The sequence below is a fragment of the Pontibacillus yanchengensis Y32 genome (genome assembly GCF_000770635.1).
GTDB classification, from domain to species: Bacteria; Bacillota; Bacilli; order Bacillales; family BH030062; genus Pontibacillus; species Pontibacillus yanchengensis.
In genome coordinates this window covers 22,587-29,025 of sequence record NZ_AVBF01000049.1, presented here as the reverse complement: position 1 = coordinate 29,025, position 6,439 = coordinate 22,587, and the positions used below count along the sequence as shown (strand labels likewise).

Genomic DNA, 6,439 nt, shown 5'->3' with positions numbered 1-6,439 from the left:
CGAAATTGCGATCAACTTTTTCCATTTCGGAGCAAAATCTGAAATTTGCAATCAAAATTTGAAATTTCCGAGCAAATCGCCGATTCAGCGCTCCGCCGCCCTCGCACCAACCGCGCGCACCACACCGCCCTCCGACCAACCGCGCCACACCAATAACCGCACACAAAAAAGCCCACCCCAAAGGGACAGGCTCACACTCATCAATATTCCATTACAATCATATCCCAGTACTGGATCTTCGGTAGAGTAAGCTCTACGTGGCCGTCTTCTTGGGTGAATTTTAGCTGGGAAGGGAGGCCGTTGTTCCAGTCGGGTGATGCGATCCATACGTTTTTTACTTTTTTCGATTCGGCGATGGATAGCGATAGTTCTTGCTTCATGGCGGGTTCGGTTTGTGTGCCATGGGTATCGCGCCAGTTCATGTGATCGGTGTTAAAGTAATTCAGGATATGGATGATTTTTGTATCTTCTTTCTTCTTTGCGAATGTGTACAATTCCCCACGGGCTGGTTTATCACTAAGCTGGACCCATTGCGAGGTGGTGATATTTAACTCAGCTGGCTGCACTTCATCGCGGAGAAGATTTTCGTACGCGACCATAAAGTCGTAGTATTTTGTTAAGTCTTTTTTCAAGTTATCAGGGATGGTGAGGTTGTCATGTGGAAAATATTCCTGTGATAACATGTGCTCACCAAGCTCCAAGTGCGCACCACCTTGGGCAAAAATAAGCGCATCCGTGTAAAGAACACTGGCTGGGTTGAAGCTTCCTTCTTTATCGGATTTTTTGTAATTCAAGTAGGCAGCTAACACTTGATTCTTCTCATAATTTGATAGACGGTGATTCTCTATCAGCACTTCGTTTAGATCAGCGTATGTCGTGATCGGATCCCACAACTCGGAATATAAAAACGGAGTCGAGGATTCGGCAATTTGTTCCTGACCATACTGATTCACTGCATTCATGACGAGTGTTTTGTCAGGGAAACTTTCTTGCGCAGCTGTTAAGAAGCTTTTATAGCCTTCTAACAGGTTCACTTTTTCCCCTTCAGCATCGTAGACGTCGCCTCGATCGCCAAGTTGGTCGATGTGCCATCCGTCAAAATTCAGAGAGTCAAAAACGTTTTGTTGCTTGGAGAAGATATAATCCTGCCATGCTTCATTCCCTGGATTCGTTAATGTGATATCACTTTTCCAGTCGTCAGGAAGGTTATGGGTAGCGATTTCTTCTTGTTCTTCGTCTTTATAAAGATACCATTCTTCTTCGCCGTCTTTTTCTTCTTTTTCGCCATCTTCTTTTTCTTTCGCTAACGTCCCATTTAAAAGGTTATAGGACATCGCAGCCATGTTATTTTCATGGGCCAATGTGATGTATTCCTCTACAGTTTGAAACGATACAGGCTGATTGGCAATATTATACCAGCTTTGTTTCGGCTCACCATTATCGTTCATTTTTAACGGAAGCTGGTGTTCACTATGCCAATCGTAAAATTGAAGTCCATTAATGTGATATCGTGTTAAGTTATCGATAACCTCTTGCTGCTTGGAATCCTCCATATCGGAAAAATTGGAAAGAAATCCATAGCGGGGGAACATCTCCCATGATGAGGAGACGTCAAGCGCGATGGTTTTCCCGCCACTTGTGTTGTGCAGAGGCACCACTTCTACGTAATAGCCACGATAATCTGCTTTTGGCGTTTGCCACGTCCAACTGAACGTTTGATCGGTGACTTGAATGATTTTCTCATGAACCGGTTCGTCTAGGTGGTAGTAGACAATTTTTACGTCCATCGCGTGGTTAGGCTTTTTCGACAACGTTGCTTCAAAATTCACAGTACTTTCTGGACTATATTTCGCTTTATCTTTAGATACGGATGTCAGATTGATGTCTTGTCCAACGGGTTTCTTTTCGTTAGGGGCTTCGAATGATTCATCTTCTGACCATAAAAATCGAGCTGGTATGATGAGTAATAATAAAATGCCAAGGAAAAGAATTGGTAGTAACCAACGTTTATTCATGCAGCCCCTCCTTCTTTTTTGTAGTGAATCATTGTATTAAGAGGCGTTAAATGGTCTTTTTAAGTATTAATTTCAGCTAGATACAGGACCTTTCTTGACTAAAACAAAAGCAACTTATTCTATTTTACCACATACAAAAGACTAACAGGGCGTACCTGTTAGTCTTAAAGTGGCTTTTGATAAGGAAACTTATGCTTACAATAGGGATTGGAGTTGGTGTGCTCGATAAGCACTATTATAACTTACGTGTCCATCCTAAGTTTTATGGGGGGTTACTTTTTAAAAGACTCAGTTAGAGAATAGGGTAGATAACTTAAATATTGTTGTATTCATTTAGGTAATTAGGTCTTTACTAGTAATTCGATATAAAAATATATACCTAGTAAGGAAATTGAGAAAAAGAAGATGAAAATAGGAGTCAAATGTGTGCCCACCTTTTCAAGGGATGTCTTAGTATGAAATTGTAAAATAAATAGTTAGAAAAGAAAAACAAAAGTGGGGTCTCAAACAAACATATTTAACCAAAAGAATTCACATAAAACCGTTATTGGATACACTCTTAACTAACCAAAAAACCAGGCACCCATATGGATGCCTGGTTTTCTCTCTACTTAATCTCTTCTTTCTCAAGAATAAGATAGTTCAATTCTTTACGTGGAATCTTGTTGTAGTCTTCTTTTTGTGTAAAGTAGAATACGATTCCGATAACTATCCAGATCGCAAGTGCGATGTACGATGGTGCGGATAGGGATGATTCTAGGAACCATAATGTTAATAACAAGAAGAATGTGATGGCACTAAGCATGCCTAGTGCAGAAAATGCTTTTTTGCCTGGTGATTCCATCATTTTGAATGCTGTGGCACAGCAATAGAAATACGCGATGGTTACACCGATAGAGGACATGTCTACAACCCATAGCAATGCCTCGCGACCAAACCAAGGTGCGATCATGCATAATAGAGCTGTGAAGATAATGCCTACATAAGGTGTGTTGTATTTTGGATGTAGACGATGGAACATATCTGGAAGGATACGTGCACGACCCATCGCAAACATTAGTCGACTAGATGATAAGAAAAATCCGTTTAGACCTGTGAAAATACCCATCGTTAAGGCGAGGGCAATCACAAATACGCCAATTCGTCCAAGTAGGCTTTCAATCGCTGCACCTGTTGCCCATGATGATTGCATGGCAGCAAGGTCTTGCCAAGGCTCTAAGCTAGATACAATCAGGATCATGGCAGAATAAGCAAGTCCAGCGGCTAATAGAGCATACACAATTAATTTAAATCCTTTTTCAGGAGGGAAGTTGAACTCCTCTGCTGCTTGTGGAATGTTATCAAATCCAACGTAAGCCCATGGTGCAATTGCTAAAATAGCTAAGATGGAAGCAAGAGCTGGCTTGCTTGGATCAAATAATGGTTGCATGTTTGCAGTCGATGCCGTGTCATTTAAGAAGGCACCAACGGCTAGTAAGATAATTCCGGATAGCAATACCATAGTAAAAATAAATTGAGTTCGGCCGGAAAAACTAGCTCCACGAACATTTAAAATCGCAAATACAATCAAGGCGATCGTAGAAATTAATACTTCACCAAGATAAACATCCCAACCAGCTACAGTGTACAGTAGTCCAGTTTTCACTATTCCAGGGAATAAAAATTTACCTAACAATGCTAAGGCGGATGCGTTTAAGGCAACGATACAAATATACCCTAACGTCAAAAACCACCCGGCTATAAACGCGTGGGTTCGTCCAAATCCGATATACGCGTACGCAAATTCTCCTCCAGAAACTGGGAAGTGCTTAATTAAAAAACCGTAACTTACCCCAATTACGGTCATAAGTACAGCTCCCAATAATAACCCAATCACGACGGCTAGTGGACCTTTTCCGCCCATCCAATCAGTTGGTAGTACAAACGCTCCCCAACCAACGGCTGAACCGAATGCAATCGCCCATACCCAATGGGGTTTAAGGGTTCTGTCTAATTTCTTCCTCTGTGGGGTTCCCATAAGTAATAAATCCTCCTATTGTGTTTACAGTACCTACTTATTATACGAAAATGGTGCCGACCGATGTCAAATCTGAGCAGTTTTCCTCACTAGATTTCACTACCGATTTAGCTCCCGAATCCGCTTTCTAGCTACCCTGTAGCCTAGTTTTTTCTGATTTAAACGTTATTATGAAAAAAACTGTACATTTTCTCGATAAAAAGAGAAAATGGATGATATGACACTCACAAATATTGGAAGGTGAAACGAAGTATTATGTCGAAACGTCTAATAGAAAAAGTTTTCATAATATAGATTTTTATGGTTTAATTACAATGCGTAACGGAAATATGTTTTAAGTTGGAGTATTTACATATATTGCCGAACTGCTAGAAAAGGATGAAAAAAATGACGTATAAAGTAGAAGTGGCAAAATTATTTTTTAGAAGAGAAGACAGCTTTTTTCAAATTAGAGAAGCGGAGCGCCTAACTGGCCTTTGGAAACGAATCCTATGGTTCCTTGTCCTAAGTATGCTTGTGTTTGGATTCACAGCTTGGAAAGGACTAGGGATGGAGCCGTTATCGTGGCAAGCAACAGATTGGTCGTTTGCTACCTATGAATCTATGAAATTTTTCTTTCTGACAGGACGACTAATTTATGCTTTGTTATTCTCGATTGTCATCCTTTTTTTCACGCCATTTATTTATTGGGTATTCACAGGAATTCCATATCGTAAACTTATTATTGTGCAACTGAATGTGCTATTCCTCATGTTAGTGGAACGGTTGCTTTGGGTTGCTTTTGTTCAGTATGCAGGATTAGATTGGTTTCTATCACCTCTCTCATTTGGCATTATTGCTGCGTTAATTACAGATCATGTATGGACAATCTATCTATTTGGAGCTATTTCTTTGGTTCAACTATGGGCGATGTGGTTCCAGACAAAAGCACTTGTCGATTTTTCTGCAATTAAAAAATGGAAAATGGCCATTCTGGTGTTTTTCTTACACTTATTCTATTGGGCAGCAAGCGCAACATTAGCTTATTATGACTTATACTTATTTTAAAATTAATGGCAGGGATTGTGAGGAATCAAGATGAAGAAAAAAACAAAAATAAGGCTGACTCTATTTGGGTCTCTGCTGTTTGTTGCTGTGAATATTTTTTTGGTCTGGTTCGATGAGAAAGAACTTACACGTCTGTCATACATAGAAGAGTGGGAGCAGACGTTTGAAGAGGATTTATATAACGAAATAGAAAATGAGGGAACATTCCAATCCTCTACTGTAGAATATTCGTATTTTGATAAGCAGGCAGGCTCTTTTAAGCAGTTTTTAGTAGAAGAAGGCGATCAAGTCGATGTTGGCGACGACTTATATGAGTATGTTGTTCGAGACTATCAAGCTGATAAGCAACAGCTGGAAAGTCAAGAAGACAAGCTTGAAGGGGAAATTGATGCATTAGAAGACTACGTTGATGCGGTGGAGGATACAGATATTCCTGAACCGGAAGAAGATGAGCGACCTTATGTGGATGCGGAGCTTTCCAAAGCACAGCGTGAGGCACAAGCTAACATGATGCTAGAGAAAAAAGAAGCGCAACTTGACGTTATCGAAGATCAATTGGACACATTGTCCGATAACGGCCAGGTCATCCAGGTTGGAAGTCAGTACGAAGGAACGATCACAGACATTTCTGAAACGCTTGATAACCCAGCCATCACAATCAAACAGGACGAATTGGTAGTAGCAGGAAAGGTTCATGAAGGAGAACGAAATGAAATACAAGAGGGCATGAAGGTGCGAGGAAATCTCTTGAATCAGAACCAAACGTGGGAAGGTGCATTAGAATCTGTCGCGTCCTATTCGGAATATGAAAAAGATGATACAAGTTATTACAACTACACCATTGAATTAAACGAACAGCCAGAAGGAGCATTACAAGGCTACCATACCACAGTTTCCTTCATAACAGGCGAGGCACAAAACTCTCTTACGGCTGAAATAGGCTGGATTCAAGAACGTCTGGAAGAAGTAAAGCCAGAAGAACCAGCTGAAGAAACGGACACAGAAGCAGAAGACAATAGCACCGATGAAAGCGAAACACCTGACCAACCTAGTGAAGAAGAAGGTCCTGCTGCTTTCGAAAGACAACGCTTTCTGTGGGTGATGACTTCTGATGGAACCACCCTCACCAGACCAATTGAAACAGGTTTAGTAATGGGGGACCTTGTCCAAATCACAGATGGTGTCGGGTTAGGACAATGGGTTGCAGACGAAAATGAAAGCCAATTCTTTGACGGCGGCACATTCTTAACCCCAATTAATCGAGATCACTTGACTCTAGACTCAATACAAGCACAAGAGAACTGGTGGAGTGCTATGAAAATGGGTGTCCTTGTTCGATAGAAGGAAAGAGGTTGTCTTT

Annotated in this window: 5 protein-coding genes; 2 read left to right on the top strand and 3 right to left on the bottom strand. The window is 40.9% G+C overall.

Annotated elements, in window-relative coordinates:
• The 3 genes from N782_RS22010 to N782_RS15300 form a co-directional block, all read right to left on the bottom strand.
• Window positions 1–181: hypothetical protein (locus N782_RS22010; protein ID WP_237582675.1), on the bottom strand; the 181-nt coding region annotated here is incomplete at its 3' end.
• 19 nt (window positions 182–200) lie between these two features.
• Window positions 201–2,015 (bottom strand): glycoside hydrolase family 66 protein, encoded by a 1,815-nt coding sequence (locus N782_RS15305; protein ID WP_036822037.1) that lies wholly within the window; start codon window positions 2,013–2,015, stop codon window positions 201–203.
• Window positions 2,016–2,622: 607 nt separating this feature from the next.
• Window positions 2,623–4,032 (bottom strand): APC family permease, encoded by a 1,410-nt coding sequence (locus N782_RS15300; protein ID WP_036822034.1) that lies wholly within the window; start codon window positions 4,030–4,032, stop codon window positions 2,623–2,625.
• A 387-nt stretch (window positions 4,033–4,419) separates the two neighbouring features.
• Here N782_RS15300 and N782_RS15295 point away from each other — a divergent pair, with 387 nt between their 5' ends.
• Window positions 4,420–5,079, top strand: coding sequence for a hypothetical protein (locus N782_RS15295; protein WP_036822032.1), 660 nt, complete (start codon window positions 4,420–4,422; stop codon window positions 5,077–5,079).
• A gap of 30 nt (window positions 5,080–5,109) precedes the next feature.
• The gene (locus N782_RS15290; protein ID WP_036822030.1) at window positions 5,110–6,420 is read left to right on the top strand and encodes an efflux RND transporter periplasmic adaptor subunit; all 1,311 of its coding nucleotides are present in this window, start codon (window positions 5,110–5,112) and stop codon (window positions 6,418–6,420) included.
• The last annotated feature ends 19 nt before the right edge of the window (window positions 6,421–6,439 follow it).

Excerpts from the sequence above, each read along its gene's own strand:
- N782_RS15295 (WP_036822032.1), top strand. The coding sequence starts at position 4,420 with ATGACGTATAAAGTAGAAGTGGCAAAATTATTTTTTAGAAGAGAAGAC.
- N782_RS15300 (WP_036822034.1), bottom strand. The coding sequence starts at position 4,032 with ATGGGAACCCCACAGAGGAAGAAATTAGACAGAACCCTTAAACCCCAT.
- N782_RS15305 (WP_036822037.1), bottom strand. The coding sequence starts at position 2,015 with ATGAATAAACGTTGGTTACTACCAATTCTTTTCCTTGGCATTTTATTA.
- N782_RS15290 (WP_036822030.1), top strand. The coding sequence starts at position 5,110 with ATGAAGAAAAAAACAAAAATAAGGCTGACTCTATTTGGGTCTCTGCTG.